Here is a 20,698-nt window from a genome sequence, read left to right as displayed (position 1 = left end):
CTTTTCATCGTCACATGACGATCATGGACCTCCGGCGGGCCGCCGGCCTGCGGCGACGCGCCGGTTCACCAGCCGCGCTCGGCCAGCCGGTGCGGCTGCGGGATCTCGTCGACGTTGATGCCGACCATGGCCTCGCCGAGACCGCGCGAGACCTTGGCGACGACGTCGGCGTCGTCGTAGAACGTGGTGGCCTTGACGATGGCCGCGGCGCGCTTGGCCGGGTCGCCGGACTTGAAGATGCCCGAGCCGACGAACACGCCCTCGGCGCCGAGCTGCATCATCATGGCGGCGTCGGCCGGGGTGGCGATGCCGCCCGCGGTGAACAGCACGACCGGCAGCTTGCCGTTCCTGGCGACCTCGGCGACCAGCTCGTAGGGCGCCTGCAGCTCCTTGGCGGCCACGTAGAGCTCGTCCTCGGCCAGCGTGGTGAGGCGCCTGATCTCGGCGCGGATCGTGCGCATGTGGGTGACGGCGTTGGAGACGTCGCCGGTGCCGGCCTCGCCCTTGGAGCGGATCATGGCCGCGCCCTCGGTGATGCGGCGCAGGGCCTCGCCCAGGTTGGTGGCGCCACAGACGAAGGGCACGGTGAACTGCCACTTGTCGATGTGGTTGGCGTAGTCGGCGGGGGTGAGCACCTCGGACTCGTCGACGTAGTCGACGCCGAGCGACTGCAGGACCTTGGCCTCGACGAAGTGGCCGATGCGGGCCTTGGCCATGACGGGGATCGACACGGCGGCGATGATGCCGTCGATCATGTCGGGGTCGCTCATCCTGGACACGCCGCCCTGGGCGCGGATGTCGGCGGGCACACGCTCAAGGGCCATGACGGCGACGGCGCCGGCATCCTCAGCGATCTTGGCCTGCTCGGGGGTGACGACGTCCATGATGACGCCACCCTTGAGCATCTCGGCCATGCCGCGCTTGACACGGGCCGTTCCGGTGACGGGGGTGCTTTCAGGCGTGCTGGACACGGTCTTCCTCACGGGCTCTCAGGGCGGACGGTAAGTTATCAAACCCATCGTAGGTCCTGATGGACCCCTCCCCCGACATGCCACGATGTCAGGATTTGCCGCTCAACTTATACAGAACGGTCATCAAGGGGTGACGGGCTTGCGGCTGGCGAGCGCGATCCAGACCTGGCCGGGGGCGAAGTTCATCGGCTCGCCGCTCTCAGTGGTGAACGTCGTACCGGTCTCCTCCGATTCCCGTTCCCAGTTGGCCGCGTAGGCTTTGCCGTCGCGCAGCACGACGGCCTTGCCCTTGCCGGTGGTGTGCACGAGCGGGGTGTAGCTCTGGTGGAAGTCGTGGAACTGCGAGCGCTCGGTCTTGGTGTACTGCACGACGATCGTGGGCGCGCCGAGCTGGCCGCCCTCGGCCGCCATGTCCTTCTTGCCGTCCTGCCAGATCAGCCACTGCTTCTTGGCCTCCGACCAGGCGAAGGTGAAGCGCGCCGCGGGCCACCTGACGGTGTACGACTTCTTGTCCACGCCGCCCTCGGCGGGCGCGTCGCCGAAGGTGAAGCCGATGTCCTTGGCCTCGGTGGCCTTGGGGGCGCCCGACAGCAGCTTCCTGGTGTTGGCGAACAGGTTGTAGGGGGCGTAGCGGCCCGGCTGGCGGAAGTAGGCGCCGGGGTTGCGGGTGTCGCCGACGTCGTACAGCGGGGCCTTGGCGATGAACGGCAACATCTTGGTCTGCGCGCCGGAGTAGGCGAACGCCGGCTTGCCGAACTGCGGGACGATGTGCAGGTCGGAGATGCGGGCGCTGCGCACCGGGCCCACCTTGGCCGGGATCTTCGAGGAGAAGATCGCCATGAGCCGGGTCAGGCCGGCCTCGACCTGCTCGACGTAGACGACGTCCGCGCTCTTGAGCCCGAGCTGCGGCTTGCCCGCGGCGGTGTTCTCGATCTTCACCGCGAGCACCGGCTTGAGCTCCTCGTAGGGCTGCCCGGTGAACGGGTGGCCCTCGGCCTTCTCGGTGGGCTCCTCGGAGGGGGCGGCGGTGGCCGCCTGCGGCGCCTTGCCGGACGCGGGAGGCTCGTCGGACGAGCAGGCCGCGACGGGCCCGAGCACGGCCGTCCCTGCCAGAGTCACCGAGATCATCCGGGATAGCCGCACCTTGCAACAACTCCTCGCCTTTGCCCAGAAATCGGGAAGAGCTTACCGGCCTCCCCACATTTGGTCATTCAGGCGACATAGTTGCGGGCGGATTGTCATCGATCTCGAAGAATTCCGGGAACTCGGTGTGACCGGCCAATCGCAACGTCCTGGCCAGCCAGCGCCGCTGCGCCGTACGGGTGACCCCGACCGCGTTGTTGTAGAAACGGCGCGAATAGACGACCTTGGCCACCGCCGCGTCGAGCTCCTCCAGCAGGTCGCCGCCACCGGGCGCCTCGGCCAGCTTCTCCCTGAAGCGCTCCTGGTCGGCCGCGGCCCGCAGGGCCCGCGACAGGTCGCTCTCGGCGTGCTCGCGCTCCTCGGGGCCGGCGATCCTGGCCTCGTGGGCGGCGGCGGCCAGCACCAGCGAGGTCGCGGGGTCGAGCAGGCGCGAGCCGGCCAGTTCGAGCACCACGGCCCGGCGCCGCATGAGCGCGGCGTCCAGCGCCTCGCGGGCCAGTTCGAGCCGGATGTGCAGGCGGTCGAGCCGGCCCGCCCGCCAGGAGATGTAGACGGCCGTGAGCACGACGACGATGCCCACGATCAGCACGATCATGGTGGATGTCACAGCGGTTCCCTACAGGAGCTCTCGGCAGGCGGTCACAGGTCTTCCTCCACCCGGCCCGCGCCGCTGGTGGTCACCGTCTCGTAGACGCGCACCACGTCGCGGGCGACCGTGGACCAGTCGTACTTCCTGACCGCCACCAGCGCCTCGGCGGCCAGTTTGGCGCGCCGCTCGGGCGCGTCGAGCAGCGCGGCGGCCTCGCGGGCGAGCGAGGCGGCGTCGCCGTTGGCGAACAGCGCGCCGGCCTGCCCCTCGCCCAGCACCTTGCGGAAGGCCGGGATGTCGCTGGCCAGCACCGTCGCCCCCGAGGCCATGGCCTCGGCCAGCACGATGCCGAAGCTCTCGCCCCGGGTGTTGGGGGCGCAGAACACGTCGACCGAGTGGTAGGCGCGGATCTTGTCGGCCTCGCTCACCATGCCGAGCACGGTGACCCGCTCGTGGAAGGGCTTGGGCACCTTGTCGTAGACGTCCTTGGCGTCGCCGGGCCCGGCGATGAGCAGCTTCAGGTCAGGACGCTCGGCGGCCAGCGCGTTGAAGGCGTCGAGCAGGATCGGCAGGCCCTTGCGCTCTTCATCCATGCGGCCGAGGAAGCCGATCGTGGCGCCGTCGGGGCCCCGGCCGGGCAGCGGCTCGGCCTCGGTGTAGCGGGCCACGGTCACCCCGTTGGGGATCAGCACGGTGTCGCCGCCGAACTGCTCGACCAGGCTCTTGCGCGCCGCGTCGGAGACCGCGATGCGGCCGCTCAGCTTCTCCAGCGCGCTGCGCAGCAGCGGCTCGGCCACCGCGATGGCGCGCGAGCGGGTGAAGGAGGCGTGGAAGGTGGCCACGATCGGCCCCTTGGCCGCCCAGCAGGCCAGCACGCCGAGGCTCGGGATCAGCGGCTCGTGGATGTGCAGCACGTCGAAGTCGCCCGTACGCACCCAGCGCCGCACCCGCGCCGCCGACAGGAACCCGAACGACATCCGGGCCACCGACCCGTTGTAGGGCACCGGCACCGCCCGGCCGGCGCCCGTCACGTACGGGGGCAGCTCGTCGTCGTCGGCGGCGGGCGCGATGACCGAGACCTCGTGCCCCTGCGCCATCAGCGCCTGGGCCAGGTCGTCGATGTGCTGCTTGACCCCGCCGGGCATGTCCCAGGAGTAGGGGCAGACGATGCCGACCTTCATTTCGGCAGGTCCTCCAGCCAGAGCCGCTGCAACATGTGCCAGTCCTCCGGGTGCTCGGCGATGCCCTTCTCGAAGACGTCCGTCATGGCCTGGGCGACGGCCGCCACCTTCTCCTGCCGGGTGCCCTCGGCGGGCACCGGGATCTCCTCGTGGATGTGGATGCCCCAGTCGTCGCCCACGAAGTAGACGGTGGCCGGCAGCAGCGCGGCGCCGGTCTGGACGGCCAGCAGCGGCGGGCCGGCCGGCACCTTGGTGGTGGCGCCGAAGAAGCGCACCTCGATGCCGCTCTTGGTCAGGTCGCGCTCGGCGGGCAGGCACACCACGCCGCCCCTGCGCACGCGGCCGGCCAGGGTGCCGAAGTTGTGGCCGTCGCCGCCGGTGAGCGGCAGCACCTCCATGCCGAGCCCCTCGCGGAAGGCGACGTAGCGGCGGAACAGCGACTCGGGCCGCAGCCGCTCGGCGACCGTGGTGAACGGGTGGCCGACGCCGACCAGCCAGGCGCCCGCCGCGTCCCAGTTGCCCATGTGCGGCAGCGCCAGCACCACGCCCCGGCCCGTGGCCAGGGTGTCGTGGATGTGCTCGGCCCCGATGACGTGGGTGCGCCGGACGATCTCCGGCCGCGGGATCGAGGGCAGGCGGAAGACCTCGTGGAAGTAGCGGAAGTAGGAGCGCATGCCGGCCCTGCTCAGCTCGCGCAGCTCCGCGCTGCCGGCGTCCATGCCGGTGACCCTGGCCAGGTTGGACTCCAGGCGGCGCACGGACTTGCCGCGCTTGCGCCACACCCGGTCGGCCAGGAGGCGGAAGACCGCCGCCGTGGGCCGCTGGGGCAGCAGCGGGACCAGTTTCCAGCCCGCCGCGAAGCCCGCCGCCACGATGCGGTCGCCGATCGAGGTCTTCTCGCTCATCGCTCCCTCGTCTGCCGGTGGACGTGCACGACCCGCTGCACGACGGTGATGGTGGAGGCCGCCGCCAGCAGCCACATGCCGAGCGGCAGCACGTAGGGCACCCCGACCCCCGAGAAGAAGGTCGCGACCAGGGCCACGACCAGCCGCTCGGGACGCTCGGCCAGCCCCACGTCCGCCGTCAGCCCGAGGCCCTCGGCCCTGGCCTTGGCGTAGGAGACCAGGGACCCGGCGACGAGGCAGGCCAGCGTCACGCCGGCCATCAGCGTGTCGCCCGCGGCCACGAAGTACAGGATCAGGCCGGCGAAGATGGCGGCGTCGGCCACCCGGTCGAGCGTGGAGTCGAGGAAGGCGCCCCAGACGGTGCCCCCCTTGCCGCCCAGCCGGGCCACGACGCCGTCGAGCAGGTCGAACAGCACGAAGACGGTGATGAGCAGCGCCCCCCAGGCCAGCCGGCCCAGCGGGAACAGGGTCAGGGCGGAGATCACCGTGCCGAGGGTGCCGATCGCCGTGACGGCGTTCGGGCCGATCCCGCGGCCGACGAGAGCCCTGCCCAGCGGGGTGAGTATCCGGGTCATGGCCGGTCGCAGGAGTTTGAGCATCGCGGTCCGATCGTAGGCCATCACGTGAGCGGCCACTTTCTTTGCCCCGCACCCCTTGTGATATTCGCCACAGGGGTATTTGGTGAACACACCGCGTCCATGCGGTTCCTGACACCCTCCGCGCGGGCGCGGCGTTGGATGCACCGACGACGTGGGAGGCGAAGTGGCGGATAGGAACTCCGGCGGGGCCATGGGAGCCGCGGGCAGGGCACCCACGGCCGACAGGGCGGATGCGATACGCAATGTCGTGCTGGTCGGCCACTCGGGAGCGGGCAAGACCACCCTGGTCGAGCAGCTGCTCGCGGCGACGGGCACCGTCCAGCGGCCGGGCCGGGTGGAGGACGGCAACACGGTCAGCGACTTCGACGAGGTCGAGGTGCGCCAGCAGCGGTCGGTCAACCTGGCGCTGGCGCCGCTCGTGCACAACGGCATCAAGATCAACCTGCTCGACACCCCGGGTTACGCCGACTTCGTCGGCGACCTGCGCGCCGGGTTGCGCGCCGCCGACGCCGCCCTGTTCGTCGTGTCGGCCTCGGAGGGGATCGACGGGCTCACGCAGATGCTCTGGGAGGAGTGCGCCCAGGTCGCCATGCCCAGGGCGGTGGTGATCACCAAGATCGACCACCAGCGCGCCGACTTCGACGAGGTACTGGCCACCTGCCAGGACGTCTTCGGCGACGGCGTCGCGCCGCTCTACCTGCCGGTGATCACCAACGGGCACGTCAACGGCCTGATCGGGCTGCTGTCGCAGAAGTTCTACAACTACGCGACCGGCGCCCGCACCGAGAAGGAGCCGGGCGCCGAGTACGAGGCGCAGATCGAGGAGCGGCGCGGCGAGCTGATCGAGGGCATCATCCAGGAGAGCGAGGACGAGTCGCTCATGGACCGCTACCTGGAGGGCGAGCCCATCGACACCAAGGTCCTGGTGGACGACCTGGAGAAGGCGGTCGCGCGCGGCAGCTTCTTCCCGGTGTTGTGCAGCGGGCTCGGCGACGGCCACGCCGTGGGCATGACGGAGCTGCTGGAGCTGGTGACCCAGGGCTTCCCCTCGCCGCTGGAACACCCGATGCCCGAGATCACCGACCTGTCCGGCAAGCCGGTCGGCGGCATCGCGTGCGACCCCGACGGCCCGCTCGTGGCCGAGGTCGTCAAGACCACCAGCGACCCGTACGTGGGCCGCATCAGCCTCGTCCGCGTCTTCTCCGGCACGCTGCGCCCCGACATGACCGTGCACGTCTCCGGCCACGGCCTGGCCGACCGCGGGCACGAGGACCACGACGTCGACGAGCGCATCGGCACGCTGACCAGCCCGCTCGGCAAGACCCAGCGCCCGGCGGCCAAGGGCTCGGCCGGGGACATCGTGGCCGTGGCCAAGCTGTCACGGGCCGAGACCGGGGACACGTTGTCGGAGGTCGACCGTCCGCTGCTGATGACGTCCTGGCAGATGCCCGAACCGCTGCTGCCGGTGGCGATCAGGGCGAAGTCGAAGGCCGACGAGGACAAACTGGCCCAGGCGCTCGGCCGGCTGGTGGCCGAGGACCCGACGCTGCGCCTGGAGAACAACGCCGAGACCAGGCAGCTCGTGTTGTGGTGCATGGGCGAGGCGCACACCGACGTGCTGCTCGACCGCCTGGCCAACCGGCACGGCGTCGAGGTCGAGCGGATCGAGCTGCGGGTGCCGCTGCGCGAGACGTTCGGCGGCCGTTGCCAGGCGATGGGCCGCAACGTCAAGCAGACCGGCGGCCACGGCCAGTACGCGATCTGCCACCTGGAGGTCGAGCCCCTGCCCTCGGGCGGCGGGTTCGAGTTCGTGGACAAGATCGTCGGCGGGGTGGTGCCCCGGCAGTTCATCCCGTCGGTGGAGAAGGGCGTGCGGGCCCAGATGGAGCGCGGCGTGGTGGCCGGCTACCCCATGGTGGACGTGCGCGTCACGCTCTACGACGGCAAGGCCCACTCGGTCGACTCCTCCGACATGGCCTTCCAGATCGCGGGCCAGCTCGCGCTGAAGGAGGCGGCCTCGAAGGTCCCGACCCTGCTGCTGGAGCCGGTGGACGAGCTGTCGGTGCTGGTGGCCGACGACTACGTGGGCTCGGTGATGTCCGACCTGTCCTCGCGGCGCGGGCGCGTGCTCGGCACCGAGCCGGTGGGCACCGGGCGCACGCTGGTCAAGGCAGAGGTGCCCGAGCTGGAGATCACCCGCTACGCCATCGACCTGCGCTCGATGTCCCACGGCACCGGGACGTTCACGCGCACGTTCCTGCGCTACGAGCCGCTGCCGCCGAACCTGGCGAGCAAGGTGGCGGCCACCGAGTAGGGGTACGGAGCGGTCGGCGCTGAGCCGGGAGGGCGGCACGTCCCTCCCGGCCCGCACGTTTGATCACCACATCTACCATTTCGTAACAGAAGCATCACGACTGCATTTCTTTTTTCGGGTCCGATCACACGGGAGCAACTGCCAGACTGGGTTGCACTATGCGAACTGGACGCCCACTCCTAGCCGCTGCAGCCCTCGCGGTCGTGACCACCAGCGCCGCCTACGTGTTCGGCCCCGGCGCGACCGAGAGCCCCGCAGCGACCAAGAAGACGACGACCACCGCCCCCGCCACCGCCGAGGCGACGGCGGCCTGCAAGCCCGACCCCCGCTACCCCAAGCGCCAGCTGCGCGGGGTGTGGATCGCGACGGTCAAGAACATCGACTGGCCCTCGCGCGCCGGCCTCGGCCAGGCCCGCCAGAAGGCCGAGTACGTCAAGATCCTCGACAGCGCGGTCAAGCGCAATCTCAACGCCGTCTTCGTCCAGGTCCGTCCCGCCTCCGACGCGCTCTACCGCTCCTCGCTGGAGCCCTGGTCGCAGTACCTGACGGGCACCGCGGGCAAGGACCCGGGCTGGGACCCGCTCCCGTTCCTCATCGACGAGGCGCACAAGCGCAACCTGGAGTTCCACGCCTGGTTCAACCCCTACCGCGCGGCCGAGACCGCCGACCTGTCCAAGCTCCCGGCGAACCACCCGGCCAGGCAGCACCGCGACTGGACGGTCACCTACGGCGGCGGCCTCTACTACAACCCCGGTCTGCCGCAGGTGCGCGAGCACGTCACCAAGGTCATCACCGACGTCGTCAGCCGCTACGACGTCGACGGCGTGCACTTCGACGACTACTTCTACCCCTATCCGGGCGGCGGCGGCACGTTCGACGACAAGGCGGCCTTCGCCAAGTACGGCAAGGGCCGCAAGCTGGCCGACTGGCGCCGCCACAACGTGAACAAGCTGGTGGCCAAGGTCGACGCGGCCGTCCACGACACGAAGAACCACGTGAAGTTCGGCATCAGCCCGTTCGGCATCTGGCGCAACAAGTCCAACGCCCCCGAGGGTTCGGCCACGGCCGGCATGTCCGCCTACGACTCCATCTACGCCGACGCCCGTTCCTGGATCGAGGACGGCACGGTCGACTACGTCGCCCCGCAGCTCTACTGGCCGCGCGGCTTCAAGGCGGCCGACTACAAGACGCTGACGGCCTGGTGGGCGGGCGCGGTCAAGGGCACCGACGTCCAGCTCTACATCGGCCAGGCGCTCTACCAGGTGGGCACCAGGACCAACGCCGCCTGGGCCAACCCGGGCGAGCTGTCGGCGCACCTGACGGTGAACCGGCGCTACGAGCAGGTCGACGGCGACATCTACTTCAGCGCCAAGCAGCTCCTGACCAACCCGCTCGGCGCGATCGACCGGGTGGCCAAGGAGCACTACAGCCGTCCGGCGCTGCTGCCGATCATGGAGGACCGCGGCGGCGAGGCCCCCGGCAAGCCGGCCGGCGTCAAGGCGAGCGGCTCCACCGTGTCCTGGACGCCGTCCGAGGGGGCGCGGGCCTACGCGGTGTACCGGGTGCCGGAGTCGGGCAAGGACTGCCACACCACCGACGCCCGCAACCTGGCGGCCGTGGTGACGGCGGCGTCGTACTCGGCCAAGCCGGGCACGTACCTGATCACCTCGCTCGACCGGCAGCACCACGAGAGCAAGCCGGTGAAGGTCAAGGTGGGCTGAGCCGAGGCCCGTCCCGTCACCGCTCGTCCGGGTGGGAGCTCAGTGGCCGGTCTGCTCCCAGGCGCGGGCCAGGGCGGCGACCGCCTGGTCGAGCAGGGCGGGCGGCAGGGCGAAGCTGAGGCGCAGGCGGTCGCGGTGGCGGCCGTCCGGGGAGAACAGCGAGCCGGGCGCGACGGCCACGCCCTGCTCGCGGGCGACGGCGGCGAACCTGTCGGTGTCGGCGCCCGGCAGCCGGGCCCATACCGACAGTCCGCCCTGCGGGCGTGACCAGGTCCACGACGGCAGGCGCGCGGACAGCGCGGCGGTGAAGTGGTCGCGGCGGCGGGCCAGCTCGGCCAGCCAGGCCGGCACTGGGTCGCCGTCGAGCAGGTCGGAGGCCAGCCGCTGGGAGACGGCGCTGGTGGCCAGGTCGGCGTCGAGCTTGGCCTCCAGCAGCCGGGCCAGCAGCGGCTCGGGGGCGGTGAGCCAGCCCACCCGCAGGCCGCCCCACAACACCTTCGACAACGAGCCCACCGTCACCGTGCCGTGCGGATGGGCCAGGGCCAGCGGCGCGGGAGGCGTCCGGCCGTCGAACACCACGGGCGCGAGCGTCCGGTCCTCCACCAGCGGGACGTCCGCCGCCGCGGCCAGCTCGGCCACGTGCCGCAGGTCGGCCACGCGGCCGGTCGGGTTGTCCACCGGCAGCGCGTACACGGCGGCCGGGCGGTGGCGGGCCAGCGCGTCGCGCACGGCGTCCGGGTCGGCGAGGTCCACGGGCACGGCGTGGGCCCCGGCGCGCCGGAACACGCTGAGCGCCCCTCCGTAGGCCGGGTCGCCGGCCAGCACGCGGTCGCCGGGCCGCAGCAGCACCCGGGCCGCCAGGTCGATGCCCTGCTGGGCGCCCGAGGTCACCATGATCTCGCGGTGCGGCCCGGCGTCCAGGGCGGCCAGCACCGCGCGCAACCGCGAGTCGCCCATGGCGTCGTAGCCGTGGCCGCTCGGCGCGCGCATCAGGGCGGCGGCGTCCAGCGGGGGCACCGCCAGGTGGGAGGGGTCGGGGACGACCGAGGTCGACAGGTCGGCCAGCACCGCGCCGCCCTGGAGCAGGCCGCCGAACGTCGGGACGCCCAGCACGTACGTGCCGCTGCCGTGCCGGCGTTCGCACAGGCCCTCCTCGCACAGGGCGTTGAAGGCGGCGGCGACCGTCCCGCGGCTGAGGCCGACCGCCTGGGCCAGGTCGCGCTCGGAGGGCAGACGGGTGCCCGGGGCGATGGCGCCGGTCTGGGCCAGGTCGGTCAGCGCGCCCGCGAGCCGCCGGCTGGCCGTGCCCTGGTGGAGCCGGAGCCGGTCGCGGACCAGGGTGACAAGGTTTTCTTCTCTTCCCACGCCACTATTATCCGGTTACTGTGCCACTTATCAATGAATTGGCCTACATCTCGTGATTGTTGACGGCCATTTACGGAGAGGAGCGGCACGATGCGCGAAGCCGAGCACATCTGGATGGACGGCGAGCTGGTGCCCTGGGCCGAGGCCCGGGTGCACGTCCTGACGCACGCCCTGCACTACGGCACCGCCGTGCTGGAGGGCACCAGGGCCTTCGACACGCCCGACGGCCCGGCGGTGTTCCGGCTCGACGAGCATCTGCGGCGGCTGGCGCGCAGCGCGCGGATCATCGGGATGCCGCTGCCGTACACCTTGGAGGAGCTGCGCGCGGCCACGCTGGCCACGGTCGCGGCCAACGGCCAGTCCTCGTGCTACATCCGCCACCTGGCCCACCGCGGCTACGGCGAGATGGGCGTGGCGGCGCGCGGCTGCCCGACGGTGGTCTCGATCGCGTCCTGGGAGTGGGGCGCGCTGCTGGAGGCGGGCGTGCGGCTGATGACCAGCTCGTGGCAGCGCAACGACCACCGGGTGACGCCGACCGCGGCCAAGGCCACCGGCCCCTACCTGAACTCGGTGATGGCCAAGTCCGAGGCCATGCAGGCGGGCTTCGACGAGGCGGTGCTGCTGAACGCGGCCGGCAACGTCAGCGAGTGCACCGGCGCGAACGTCTTCGTCGTGCGCGACGGCGTGCTGACCACGCCTCCGCCGCACGCCGGCGCGCTGGAGGGCATCACGCAGGACACCGTCGCCCGGCTGGCGGCCGACCTGGGGCTGACGGTCACCAGGGAGGACCTGCTGCGCACCGACCTGTACACGGCCGACGAGATCTTCGTCTGCGGCACGGCGGCCGGGATCGTGCCCGTCAGCGCGGTCGACCACTGCGAGTTCGGCGGCCCCGGGCCGGTCACCGGCAAGCTGTCCGACGCCTACGAGGCCGCCGTGCACGGGCGCGACGACCGCTACCGCCACTGGCTCACCCCCGTGCACGGCTGACGGACCGGGCCCGCCGCCGCCCGTGAGAAGGTAGGGGAATCGGTGGCGCCGGATCGCGACGTGCTCTAGCGTGCCACGGACGTCATCGATCGCGGGAGGTCGTCGGGGTGAGGCGCGCGCTCGTGGTGCTGGCCGTTCTGGCCGGTTCCGTACTGCTCGGCCTGCAGGGCACGGCCACGGCCGGCGGCTCGGCTCCCGGCGCGGGCAGGGTGGCGCTCATCGGCGTCTCCGGTCTCAGCTGGGACGACGTCAACCAGGCCGACGCCCCCAACCTGTGGGAGCTGACGCGCGGCAGCGCGATCGGCTCGCTGTCGGTGCGCACGGTCAGCAACATCACCTGCCCCTACGACGGCTGGCTCACGGTGTCGGCCGGCACCAGGTCGGCCGCCGGATACGCCTGCGGCGCGCCTCCCGCCCCCGAGACCCGGGGCGCGGGCGCGGTCATCCCCGACTACCGCTACCTCATCGACGTGGCCGGGCAGCGCAACGCCGGCACGCTGGGCGAGGCGCTGAAGGCCGCGGGCCGGTGCTCGATCGCGATCGGCCCCGGCGCCGCGCTCGCGCTGGCCGACCGGCAGGGCGCGGTGCAGCGCTACCACGCCTCCCCGCTCCAGGTCCGCACCGCCGACCTGGAGCAGTGCCCGCTGACCGCCATGGACGTCGACGACCTCGTCCACCCCTACCTGGCAAGCGGCAAACTGCCCAAGGTGCCCGAGCAGCTCGGCCCGAAGGAGCGCCGCGACGCGCTGCGTCTGGCCGACGCCAAGGCCGGCGCGCTGCTGTCGATCCTGCCGCCCGGCACCACCGTGCTGCTGGCCGGCCTGTCCGACCACGGCTCCGTGCCGCACCTTCGGGTGGCCGCGCTGCGTGAGCCCGGGGCGCAGGGGCGGTTGCTGGGCGCGGCCTCCACCCGCCGCGCCGACATCTCGATCCTGCCCGACCTGACCGCGACCGTGCTGGCCCGGCTCGGCGTGCCGGCGCCGGCCACGGTCGTCGGGGTGCCGATGCAGCTCGGCGACGCCGGCGCGACGATCGACCGGCTGCGCCGGGCCGACGCGACCGCGCAGGCCATCCGGTCGGTCAAGGGCGTCTACTTCACCGTCGTGGCGGTGTTGCAGGTGCTGTTCTACGTGGTCGCGTTCCTGCTGCTGCGGCGGCGCAAGGGCCTGTCGCCGGTGCGTCTGGCCGCCGTCGCGCTGGCCGCCCTGCCGGTCTCCAGCTATCTGGTCAACCTGCTGCCCTGGTCGTCCCTGACGCAACTGGTCACCGGGGTGCTGGGCTGGGTCGTCGTGGTCACCGCGCTGGCCTTCGGCGGGCCCTGGCGGCGGCGTCCGCTCGGCCCGCTCGCCGTGGTGGCCGGCGTCACCGCGCTCACACTCGCCGGCGACCTGCTGACGGGCACGACGTTGCAGCTCAACAGCGTCATGGGCTACAGCGCCGAGGTCGGGGCCCGCTACTACGGCCTGGGCAACATCCCGTTCGCGCTGCTGGCCACCGGCACGCTGCTGGCCACCACCGTGATCGCCCACCGCTGGCCGGGGCGGCCCGGGGTGGCCGCGATCGTGGTGCTCGGGGCGTTCGCGATGGTGCTGGGCGGCTCGGGCATGGGCAGCGACTTCGGCGGCGTGATCGCGTTCGTGCCGGGCATCGCGGTGACCGCGCTGCTGGTGGCCGGCAAGCGGGTCTCGATCGTGAAGCTGGGGGCGTTCTGCGTGGCCGGGGCGGTGATCGTGATGACGTTCGCCGTGCTCAACTACCTGCGTCCGCCCGACGAGCAGACGCACCTGGGCAGGTTCGTGGGCCAGGTGCTCAGCGGCGAGGCGTTCGAGGTGATCTTCCGCAAGCTCCAGGCCATGCTGGCCACGCTGCTCAGCCCCAACCTCATGCCCATCGTGATCGCGGCCGTGGCCTTCCTCGTCTACGCGATCCTGCGGCCCGAGCAGGCCAGCGCGGGCGTGGTGCCCGCGGCGTTCCGCCACTCCCCCGCCCTGCGCGCCGGCCTGATCGGCACGCTGGTCAGCGGAGTGATCGGGATGCTGGTCAACGACTCGGGCGCCGCGGTGTTGTCGATGGCCCTGGCGCTGGCCGTGCCGCTGCTGCTCGCGGCGGGCATCGGCGCGCTGGGCCGCGAACAGCCGGCCGACGCCCCCGCCACCGCCCGCCTGGCCCACGCCGGCGACTAGTCCGCCCAGGCGTCGGCCAGCAGTTGCCGGGTGTCGTGCAGGAGCTGGGGCAGCACCTTCGTCTGCGCCACGACCGGCATGAAGTTCGTGTCGCCGCCCCACCTCGGCACGACGTGCTGGTGCAGGTGGGCGGCGATGCCGGCGCCCGCGACCTGGCCCAGGTTCATGCCCACGTTGAAGCCCTGCGCGCCGCTGGCCTTGCGCAGCGCGCGCAGCGACCGCTGGGTGAACTCGCCCAGCTCGGCGACCTCGGCCGGGGTCAGCTCGTCGTAGCCGGACACGTGCCGGAAGGGCACGACCATCAGGTGGCCGGAGTTGTACGGGTAGAGGTTGAGGACGGCGTAGACGACCTCTCCCCTGGCCACGATCAGGCCGTCCTCGTCGCTCATCCGGGGGATCTCGTCGAACGGGCAGCCGTCGCCCGGCCCGGTGCCCGTCGGCTTGTTCTCGCCCTTGATGTAGGCCATGCGATGCGGGGTCCACAGCCGCTGGAAGTTGTCGGGCGCCCCGGCTCCTGCCTGATCGTGCATACCAAGCAGCATAGGACCCCGCGGCGAGGGCCGTTCTTCCGGCGTGATCCCCGCCCTTCGCGACGGGCCTAGGGTGAGGGCATGGCACAGCGACTCGAACCCATGCCCGCCGACTGGCAGCGCGCCCTGGCCGTCGTGGCCCACCCCGACGACCTGGAGTACGGCTGCGCGTCCGCCGTCGCCACCTGGACCGACGCCGGGCGCGAGGTCTCCTACCTGATCGCCACCCGCGGCGAGGCGGGCATCGACACGCTCGACCCCGCCGCCTGCGGGCCGGTGCGCGAGCGCGAGGAGCGGGCCAGCGCCGCCGTGGTCGGGGTGAGCACCGTGGAGTTCCTCGACCACGCCGACGGGGTCGTCGAGTACGGGACGGCGCTCAGGAGGGACATCGCCGCCGCCATCCGCAGGCACCGCCCGGAGCTGGTGATCACTCTCAATCCCGACGACACGTGGGGCGGCACGTACTGGAACACGCCCGACCACCGGGCCGTGGGCCGGGCCGTGCTGGATGCCGCCGGCGACGCCGGAAATCGCTGGATATTTCCTGACACCGACGCCGCGCCCTGGAACGGCGTGCGCTGGGTCGCCGTCGCTGGCTCCAACTCCCCCACCCACGCCGTGGACGTCACCGACGGGCTGGAGCGCGGCGTGCGGTCGCTGCTGGAGCACCGCGCCTACATCGAGGCCCTCACCGACCAGGCCCCGGAGGTCTACGCCCGCGAGCTGATCGAGGGCTCCGCGCGGCAGGCCGCCGAACGCTTCGACGGCCGCCCGGCGGTCGCCTTCCGCCTGTTCCCCCGCTGATTTCCGCGCTGAGTCCCCTCGCTGATTCCAGCGCTGACATCCGGCCCGGGGCCTGAGCTGCTCGGAGAACGGCTCAGGCCCGGGCGGCCGGGAGCGGCGGGTCAGACCTGGACGCGGCGTTCCACAGCGTTGACGATCTCGGCGATGGCCTCTTCGACGGGCACGCCGTTCTTCTGCTCGCCGTTGCGGTAACGGAAGGACACCGCGCCGTTGGCGATGTCGTCGTCACCGGCCAGCAGCATGTACGGGACCTTCGCCTTCTGCGCGTTGCGGATCTTCTTCTGCATGCGGTCGTCGGCCGCGTCGACCTCGACCCTGATGCCCCGCTCGCGCAGCCGCTTGGCGACGTCCTGGAGGTAGGGCACGTGGGCGTCGGCGATCGGGATGCCGACCACCTGCACCGGCGCCAGCCAGGCGGGGAACGCCCCGGCGTAGTGCTCGACCAGGACGCCGAAGAACCGCTCGACCGAGCCGAACAGCGCCCGGTGGATCATGACCGGCTGCTGCCGGGAGCCGTCGGCCGCCTGGTACTGCAGGTCGAACAGCTCGGGCAGGTTGAAGTCGAGCTGGATGGTGGACATCTGCCAGGTGCGGCCGATCGCGTCGCGCACCTGGACGGAGATCTTCGGCCCGTAGAAGGCCGCGCCGCCCGGGTCCATCACCAGGTGGAGGTTCTCGGCCTCGGCCACCTCGCGCAGCGTGGTGGTGGCCTCCTCCCACACCTCGTCGGAGCCGACGAACTTCTCCGGGTCCTTGGTGGACAGCTCGAGGTAGAAGTCCTCCAGGCCGTAGTCGCGCAGCAGGTCGAGGACGAAGCGCAGCAGCGAGGTCAGCTCGTCGCGCATCTGCTCGCGGCTGCAGTAGATGTGGGCGTCGTCCTGGGTCAGGCCGCGCACCCGGGTCAGGCCGTGGACCACGCCGGACTTCTCGTAGCGGTAGACCGTGCCGAACTCGAACAGCCGCAGCGGCAGCTCGCGGTAGGACCGCCCGCGCGCCCTGAAGATCAGGTTGTGCATCGGGCAGTTCATCGGCTTGAGGTAGTAGCGGGCGCCCTCCAGCTCCATGGGCGGGAACATCCCGTCCTTGTACCAGTCGAGGTGGCCCGAGACCTGGTAGAGGTTCTCCTTGGTGATGTGCGGGGTGTTGACGAACTCGTAGCCGGCCTCCTCGTGCCTGCGCCGCGAGTAGTCCTCCATCACCTTGCGGATCACGCCGCCCTTGGGGTGGAAGACCGCCAGGCCCGAGCCCAGCTCGTCGGGGAAGGAGAACAGGTCGAGCTCGGCGCCGAGCCTGCGGTGGTCGCGCCGCTCGGCCTCCTCCAGCATCTTCAGGTATTCGTCCTGCTTGTCGCGGGACTCCCAGGCGGTGCCGTAGATGCGCTGGAGCTGCGGGTTCTTCTCGCTGCCGCGCCAGTAGGCGCCGCCGGAGCGCATGAGCTTGAACGCCGGGATCGACCGGGTGGAGGGCACGTGCGGCCCCCGGCACAGGTCCTTCCAGCACAGCTCGCCGCTCTTGGCGTCGAGGTTGTCGTAGATCGTCAGCTGGCCGGCCCCGACCTCGACGCTCTCCTCGTCGGCCGCGCCGCCCTTGAGCCCGATGAGCTCCAGCTTGTACGGCTCGCCGGCCAGCTCCTCGCGCGCCTCCTCGTCGGTGACGGCCCGGCGGGAGAACAGCTGCCCCTGCTTGACGATCTCCCGCATGCGCTTCTCGACGCGCTTGAGGTCGTCGGGGTTGAACGCCTGCTTGACGTCGAAGTCGTAGTAGAAGCCGTTCTCCACGGGCGGGCCGATGCCCAGCTTGGCCTCGGGGAACAGCTCCTGCACCGCCTGCGCCATGACGTGCGCGGTGGAGTGGCGGACGATGGCCCGGCCGTCTTCGCTGGAGACCTCGATCGGCTCGACCACGTCGTCCTGGGCCAGCGGGTGGGCAAGGTCGCGCGGCTCGCCGTTGACCCGGGCCGCGATGACCGTGCGGCCGTCGGCCTCCAGCGCCTCACCCGCCGTCGTGCCGGCCGCGACCACACGCTCGGCTCCGGCGAGGGTGATGCGTAGCTCGGCTGACACGGTGTCTCCCTTGGATCGCGCTCGATGCCCGGCACCGAGGCTGGTTCGATGGTGAACACCGATGCTATCGCGGGTGAAACCCCAGCCTTGTCAGGTCCTGGCGGGTGCCGTGGAAGACGTTCCGGTCGAGCGGGCTGCTGGCATATTGGTGGATTGTCCAGTCGCGCCACGGCGGCGGCACGAGGGGTTCGCCGCGCGGCCGCTCCGGGGAGGCGATCCACAGCGGGTAGTCGGCCAGGCCGGCGCAGTTCCCCGAACGGGCGAACCAGTGGAAGGTGTAGATGAAGGGCCGCAGACCGGCGTGCCGCTCGACGTGGTGACACCAGCGGCGCGCGTACCTGGCGACCTGCTCCGGGCGCTGCCCGTCGCCGGTCTCCAGGTCGAGCGCCACCAGGTCGCCCCTGCGCAGGCCGCCCGCCGACCTGAGCACCGCCAGGAAGTGCCGGGCGTGCTCGATCGGGTCGCCCTTGGGCCGGGCGAAGTGGTACGCGCCGCACACCAGCCAGCTCTCGCGCATTCCTGACCAGTTGCGGGCGAACCACCGGTCGGTCCAGTCGCCGCCCTCGGTGGCCTTGGCGAAGGCGAAGGAGACCCCGGCCTCGGCGTGACCGGCCCAGTCGACGGAGCCCTGCCAGTTCGACACGTCTATGCCATGCAGCAAGCGCTTCACCTTGCCGGAGTTTATTGAGATGTCCCCCTATGAACCCTTCGACGCGCCGATGAGCAGCTCACGGGTGCGTTCCCGCTCGGCGAACGTCGCGCCGACGAAGTCGGTCACCCCGGCCTGGCGCAGCCGTTCGAGCTGGGCGAGCACGGACTCCTCGTCGCCGACCACCGCGACGTTCCCCGGCCCGGCGGCGCCCTCGCGGTCGAGCATGGCCCGGTAGGAGGGCAGCGTGCCGTAGACGGCGAAGATCTCGTTGGCCCGCTCGACGGCGGCGGCGGGGTCGTCGGTGACGCAGACGGGCAGCGCGCAGACGATCCGCGGCGCCGGGCGGCCCGCCTCCGCGGCGGCGGCCGTGATGGTCGGGGCGACGTGCTCGGCCACCGTCTTCGGGCCGGTCATCCACAACACCGTGCCGTCGGCGACCGTGCCGGCCAGCTTCAGCATGCGCGGGCCGAGGGCGGCGATGAGCACCGGGAAGCCCGCGCCCGGCGTGGTGAGCCGCACGTCGGCCCTGATCGTCTCGCCCGCCGCCTTGACCTGCTCGCCCCGGCTGGCCGGGAGCAGCACGTCGAGGTACTCCTTCATGTGGCGGTAGGGGCGCTCGAAGCTGAGGCCGAACATGTGCTCGATGACGACCTGGTGCGACAGGCCGATGCCGAGCGCCAGCCGGCCGCCGAGCGCGGCGTTGGCCGTCATCGCCTGCTGGGCCAGGGCCGCCGGGTGGCGCGGGTAGGTGGGCACGACGGAGGTGCCGAGCTCGATGCCGGGCACCTGGGAGCCGGCCACGGCCAGCGCGGTGAGGGCGTCGAGGCCGAAGATGTGGGACAGCCAGGCGGAGGCGAAGCCGTCCTCGGCCGCCTGGGCGATCTCGTCGCGGAGCGAGCCGAGCGGGTCGGGCCCTTGCCGTTCATTCAGGAAATATCCGAAACGCATGGAAACAGAACTCCGTTCTGGAGGCAGACGCGCCTGTATCTTCCCACGCCGCCGGGCGCGCTCACCCGTCCGAAGGGGGCGGATTTGTAAAGTGGCCTCATGACGCACGATCGCGCAGGACAGCCCGCCCAGCCCGCCGACCTGGTCGACGTCGCCCGGCTGGTGACCTCCTACTACGCCCTGCACCCCGACCCCGCCGAGGTGGCGCAGCGGGTGGCGTTCGGCACGTCGGGCCATCGCGGGTCCTCGCTGCGGACGGCCTTCAACGAGGACCACATCCTGGCCACCAGCCAGGCCATCTGCGAATACCGCGCCTCCCAGGGCACCGACGGGCCGCTGTTCCTGGGCATCGACACGCACGCGCTGTCCGAGCCCGCCCGCGTGTCGGCGCTGGAGGTGTTCGCGGCCAACGGGGTCGAGGTGCTGATCGACTCCCGCGACGGCTACACGCCGACCCCCGCCGTCTCGCACGCCGTCCTGCGGCACAACCGGGGCCGCACGTCCGGGCTGGCCGACGGCGTGGTGGTGACGCCGTCGCACAACCCGCCCTCCGACGGCGGCTTCAAGTACAACCCGCCGCACGGCGGCCCCGCCGACACCGACGCCACCTCCTGGATCCAGGACCGCGCCAACCAGCTGCTGGCCGACGGCATGAAGGGCGTGTCCAGGATCTCCTACGCCAAGGCCCTCGACGCGGCCGGCCGCTACGACTTCCTCGGCGCGTACGTCGACGACCTGCCGTCCGTGGTCGACCTCGACGCGATCAGGTCGGCCGGGGTGCGCATCGGGGCCGACCCGCTGGGCGGGGCGAGCGTGGCCTACTGGGGTGAGATCGCCGAGCGCCACCGCCTCGACCTGACGGTGGTCAACCCGCTGGTCGACCCCACCTGGCGGTTCATGACGCTCGACTGGGACGGCAAGATCCGCATGGACTGCTCGTCGCCGTACGCGATGGCGTCGCTGATCGCCCAGCGCGACAGGTACGACATCGCCACCGGCAACGACGCCGACGCCGACCGCCACGGCATCGTCACCCCCGACGGCCTGATGAACCCCAACCACTACCTGGCCGTCGCCATCTCCTACCTGTACGCCCACCGCGAAGGCTGGCCCGCCGCGGCCGGGGTCGGCAAGACGATGGTGAGCAGCGGCGTCATCGACCGGGTCGCCGCCTCGCTCGGGCGTCGCCTCTACGAGGTGCCGGTCGGTTTCAAGTGGTTCGTCCCCGGGCTGCTCGACGGCTCGCTCGGGTTCGGCGGCGAGGAGAGCGCCGGGGCCTCGTTCCTGCGGCGCGACGGCTCGCCCTGGTCCACCGACAAGGACGGTCTCATCCTCGCCCTGCTGGCCTCGGAGATCCTGGCGGTGACCGGCGAGTCGCCGAGCGCGCACTACCGCCGCCTGACCGAGCGGTTCGGCGAGCCCGCCTACGCCCGGGTCGACGCGCCCGCCACCCGCGAGGAGAAGGCGGTGCTGGCCAAGCTGTCGGCCGACCAGGTGACGGCGTCGTCGCTGGCCGGCGAGCCGATCACGGCGGTGCAGACCGCGGCCCCCGGCAACGGCGCGGCGCTCGGCGGCGTGAAGGTCTCGACGGAGAACGCCTGGTTCGCCGCCCGCCCGTCGGGCACCGAGGACGTCTACAAGATCTACGCCGAGTCCTTCAAGGGCCCCGACCACCTGGCCAAGGTGCAGGAGGAGGCCCGTTCGCTGGTCTCGGCCGCGCTGGGCTGAGCGACCGGCCGC

At 71.8% G+C, this 20,698-nt stretch carries 17 protein-coding genes; 6 read left to right on the top strand and 11 right to left on the bottom strand.

Annotated features, from left to right (window positions below; translation table 11 throughout):
* Positions 1-65: 65 nt before the first annotated feature.
* The 6 genes from pdxS to pgsA form a co-directional block, all read right to left on the bottom strand.
* The gene (gene pdxS / locus AB0J76_RS20700; protein ID WP_364340906.1) at positions 66-971 is read right to left on the bottom strand and encodes a pyridoxal 5'-phosphate synthase lyase subunit PdxS; all 906 of its coding nucleotides are present in this window, start codon (positions 969-971) and stop codon (positions 66-68) included.
* A 123-nt stretch (positions 972-1,094) separates the two neighbouring features.
* Positions 1,095-2,099 carry a DUF3048 domain-containing protein gene (locus AB0J76_RS20695; protein ID WP_352322556.1) on the bottom strand — a complete coding sequence of 335 codons (1,005 nt, stop codon included), beginning with the start codon at positions 2,097-2,099 and terminating at the stop codon, positions 1,095-1,097.
* Between the two features lie 79 nt (positions 2,100-2,178).
* The gene (locus AB0J76_RS20690) at positions 2,179-2,721 is read right to left on the bottom strand and encodes a hypothetical protein (protein WP_352322557.1); all 543 of its coding nucleotides are present in this window, start codon (positions 2,719-2,721) and stop codon (positions 2,179-2,181) included.
* A 32-nt stretch (positions 2,722-2,753) separates the two neighbouring features.
* Positions 2,754-3,884 (bottom strand): glycosyltransferase family 4 protein, encoded by a 1,131-nt coding sequence (locus AB0J76_RS20685; protein ID WP_352322558.1) that lies wholly within the window; start codon positions 3,882-3,884, stop codon positions 2,754-2,756.
* Complete coding sequence (locus AB0J76_RS20680; protein ID WP_352322559.1) at positions 3,881-4,789, bottom strand: phosphatidylinositol mannoside acyltransferase; 909 nt, start codon at positions 4,787-4,789, stop codon at positions 3,881-3,883. The genes AB0J76_RS20685 and AB0J76_RS20680 overlap by 4 nt, the downstream gene beginning before the upstream one ends.
* Entirely contained in the window at positions 4,786-5,388 is a 603-nt protein-coding gene (gene pgsA, locus AB0J76_RS20675; RefSeq protein ID WP_352322560.1) for a phosphatidylinositol phosphate synthase, read from the bottom strand. The genes AB0J76_RS20680 and pgsA overlap by 4 nt, the downstream gene beginning before the upstream one ends.
* Positions 5,389-5,551: 163 nt before the next feature.
* Between pgsA and AB0J76_RS20670 the strand changes: the two genes are divergently transcribed.
* Together AB0J76_RS20670 and AB0J76_RS20665 are read left to right on the top strand one after the other, a co-directional pair.
* Positions 5,552-7,702, top strand: coding sequence for an elongation factor G-like protein EF-G2 (locus AB0J76_RS20670; RefSeq protein ID WP_352322561.1), 2,151 nt, complete (start codon positions 5,552-5,554; stop codon positions 7,700-7,702).
* A 203-nt stretch (positions 7,703-7,905) separates the two neighbouring features.
* Positions 7,906-9,423 (top strand): family 10 glycosylhydrolase, encoded by a 1,518-nt coding sequence (locus AB0J76_RS20665; RefSeq protein ID WP_352322562.1) that lies wholly within the window; start codon positions 7,906-7,908, stop codon positions 9,421-9,423.
* A 39-nt stretch (positions 9,424-9,462) separates the two neighbouring features.
* Here AB0J76_RS20665 and AB0J76_RS20660 read toward each other — a convergent pair whose 3' ends face one another.
* Positions 9,463-10,788: a PLP-dependent aminotransferase family protein gene (locus AB0J76_RS20660; RefSeq protein WP_352322563.1), complete on the bottom strand. Its 1,326-nt coding sequence runs from the start codon at positions 10,786-10,788 to the stop codon at positions 9,463-9,465.
* A gap of 90 nt (positions 10,789-10,878) precedes the next feature.
* On the opposite strand from AB0J76_RS20660, the gene AB0J76_RS20655 reads away from it, so the two are divergent.
* Entirely contained in the window at positions 10,879-11,778 is a 900-nt protein-coding gene (locus tag AB0J76_RS20655) for a branched-chain amino acid transaminase (protein WP_352322564.1), read from the top strand.
* Positions 11,779-11,885: 107 nt separating this feature from the next.
* Positions 11,886-13,961 (top strand): hypothetical protein, encoded by a 2,076-nt coding sequence (locus AB0J76_RS20650; RefSeq protein WP_352322565.1) that lies wholly within the window; start codon positions 11,886-11,888, stop codon positions 13,959-13,961.
* Here AB0J76_RS20650 and AB0J76_RS20645 read toward each other — a convergent pair.
* Positions 13,958-14,491, bottom strand: coding sequence for an HIT domain-containing protein (locus AB0J76_RS20645; protein WP_352322566.1), 534 nt, complete (start codon positions 14,489-14,491; stop codon positions 13,958-13,960). The two genes, AB0J76_RS20650 and AB0J76_RS20645, sit on opposite strands and share 4 nt — an antisense overlap.
* Before the next feature lie 81 nt (positions 14,492-14,572).
* Between AB0J76_RS20645 and AB0J76_RS20640 the strand changes: the two genes are divergently transcribed.
* Positions 14,573-15,295: a PIG-L deacetylase family protein gene (locus tag AB0J76_RS20640; protein WP_352322567.1), complete on the top strand. Its 723-nt coding sequence runs from the start codon at positions 14,573-14,575 to the stop codon at positions 15,293-15,295.
* 101 nt (positions 15,296-15,396) lie between these two features.
* Here the strand turns inward: AB0J76_RS20640 and thrS are convergent, their stop codons facing one another.
* The 3 genes from thrS to AB0J76_RS20625 all read right to left on the bottom strand — a co-directional run bounded on the left by thrS (position 15,397) and on the right by AB0J76_RS20625 (position 18,958).
* Positions 15,397-17,358 carry a threonine--tRNA ligase gene (gene thrS / locus AB0J76_RS20635; RefSeq protein WP_352322568.1) on the bottom strand — a complete coding sequence of 654 codons (1,962 nt, stop codon included), beginning with the start codon at positions 17,356-17,358 and terminating at the stop codon, positions 15,397-15,399.
* 64 nt (positions 17,359-17,422) lie between these two features.
* Complete coding sequence (locus tag AB0J76_RS20630) at positions 17,423-18,019, bottom strand: glycoside hydrolase family 25 protein (protein ID WP_352322569.1); 597 nt, start codon at positions 18,017-18,019, stop codon at positions 17,423-17,425.
* A 36-nt stretch (positions 18,020-18,055) separates the two neighbouring features.
* A complete protein-coding gene (locus AB0J76_RS20625; protein ID WP_352322570.1) occupies positions 18,056-18,958 on the bottom strand; it encodes an LLM class F420-dependent oxidoreductase in 903 nt (300 codons plus the stop codon).
* 99 nt (positions 18,959-19,057) lie between these two features.
* Here AB0J76_RS20625 and pgm point away from each other — a divergent pair, with 99 nt between their 5' ends.
* The gene (gene pgm / locus AB0J76_RS20620; protein WP_352322571.1) at positions 19,058-20,686 is read left to right on the top strand and encodes a phosphoglucomutase (alpha-D-glucose-1,6-bisphosphate-dependent); all 1,629 of its coding nucleotides are present in this window, start codon (positions 19,058-19,060) and stop codon (positions 20,684-20,686) included.
* Positions 20,687-20,698 lie beyond the last annotated feature (12 nt).

The sequence above is a fragment of the Nonomuraea sp. NPDC049624 genome, assembly GCF_040675255.1.
Lineage (GTDB): Bacteria > Actinomycetota > Actinomycetes > Streptosporangiales > Streptosporangiaceae > Nonomuraea.
This window is presented reverse-complemented; position numbering and strand designations above follow the sequence as displayed.

Excerpts from the sequence above, each read along its gene's own strand:
- AB0J76_RS20695 (WP_352322556.1), bottom strand. The coding sequence starts at position 2,099 with ATGATCTCGGTGACTCTGGCAGGGACGGCCGTGCTCGGGCCCGTCGCG.
- AB0J76_RS20685 (WP_352322558.1), bottom strand. The coding sequence starts at position 3,884 with ATGAAGGTCGGCATCGTCTGCCCCTACTCCTGGGACATGCCCGGCGGG.
- AB0J76_RS20680 (WP_352322559.1), bottom strand. The coding sequence starts at position 4,789 with ATGAGCGAGAAGACCTCGATCGGCGACCGCATCGTGGCGGCGGGCTTC.
- pgsA (WP_352322560.1), bottom strand. The coding sequence starts at position 5,388 with ATGCTCAAACTCCTGCGACCGGCCATGACCCGGATACTCACCCCGCTG.
- AB0J76_RS20655 (WP_352322564.1), top strand. The coding sequence starts at position 10,879 with ATGCGCGAAGCCGAGCACATCTGGATGGACGGCGAGCTGGTGCCCTGG.
- AB0J76_RS20645 (WP_352322566.1), bottom strand. The coding sequence starts at position 14,491 with ATGCACGATCAGGCAGGAGCCGGGGCGCCCGACAACTTCCAGCGGCTG.
- AB0J76_RS20640 (WP_352322567.1), top strand. The coding sequence starts at position 14,573 with ATGGCACAGCGACTCGAACCCATGCCCGCCGACTGGCAGCGCGCCCTG.
- AB0J76_RS20625 (WP_352322570.1), bottom strand. The coding sequence starts at position 18,958 with ATGCGTTTCGGATATTTCCTGAATGAACGGCAAGGGCCCGACCCGCTC.
- pgm (WP_352322571.1), top strand. The coding sequence starts at position 19,058 with ATGACGCACGATCGCGCAGGACAGCCCGCCCAGCCCGCCGACCTGGTC.